Source organism: Streptomyces sp. SID3343 (genome assembly GCF_009865215.1).
Lineage (GTDB): Bacteria > Actinomycetota > Actinomycetes > Streptomycetales > Streptomycetaceae > Embleya.
Map to the genome: position 1 here is coordinate 1 of NZ_WWJX01000203.1, position 1,162 is coordinate 1,162.

Annotated in this window: 1 protein-coding gene; it reads left to right on the forward strand. The window is 72.0% G+C overall.

Going from position 1 to position 1,162, the window contains the following annotated elements; all coding sequences use genetic code 11:
- Positions 1–1,162, forward strand: a 1,162-nt coding sequence (gene rhaD / locus GT354_RS07415; RefSeq protein ID WP_161355453.1) for a bifunctional rhamnulose-1-phosphate aldolase/short-chain dehydrogenase, incomplete at both ends; no start/stop codon positions are given.

Here is a 1,162-nt window from a genome sequence, read left to right on the forward strand (position 1 = left end):
GGAGGCAACACCTCGGCCAAGGGCGTCGCGACCGACCCCGTCACCGGTGCCGATGTCGACCTGATGTGGGTCAAGGGCTCCGGCGGCGACCTGGGCACGCTGACCGAGAGCGGGCTCGCCGTCCTGCGGCTGGACCGCCTGCGCGCCCTCGCGGACGTCTATCCCGGCGACGAGCGCGAGGACGAGATGGTCGCCGCGTTCGACTTCTGCGCGCACGGCAAGGGCGGCGCGGCCCCCTCGATCGACACCGCGATGCACGGCCTGCTCGACGCGGCGCACGTCGACCACCTGCACCCGGACTCGGGGATCGCACTCGCCACCGCGGCCGACGGCGAGAGGCTCACCGCCGAGTGCTTCGGCGACGCGGTGGTCTGGGTCCCGTGGCGCCGGCCCGGGTTCCGGCTCGGTCTCGACATCGCGGCGCTCAAGAGCGCCCATCCGCGCGCCATCGGGTGCGTGCTCGGCGGTCACGGGATCACCGCGTGGGGCGACACGAGCGCCGAGTGCGAGCGCAACTCGCTGTACATCATCCGCGCGGCCGAGAAGTTCATTGCGGCCCGCTTCGACCCGGACGAGCACCCGTTCGGCGCGCCGATCCGCGGGTGGGAGGCCCTGCCCGAGGACGAACGTCGGGCGCGCGCGGCCGAGTTGGCACCGGTGATCCGCGGCCTGGCGTCCACCGACCGGCCGCAGCCGGGCCACTTCACCGACTCCGCAACGGTGTTGGACTTCCTCTCGCGCGTCGAACACCCGCGGCTCGCCGAACTCGGGACCTCGTGCCCGGACCATTTCCTTCGCACCAAGGTCCGCCCGCTGGTCCTGGACCTGCCACCGAACGCGCCGCTGGACGCGGTGATCACCCGGCTGTGCGAGTTGCACACGAACTACCGCGCCGAGTACGCCGCCTACTACGACCGCCACGCCGAGCCCGCCTCGCCCGCGATGCGCGGCGCCGACCCGGCGATCGTGCTGGTCCCCGGCGTGGGCATGTTCTCGTTCGGCAAGGACAAGCAGACCGCGCGAGTGGCGGGCGAGTTCTACGTCAACGCGATCAACGTGATGCGCGGCGCCGAGACGATCTCGACCTACGCGCCGATCGACGAGCGGGAGAAGTTCCGCATCGAGTACTGGGCGTTGGAGGAGGCCAAGCTCGCCCGGCAAC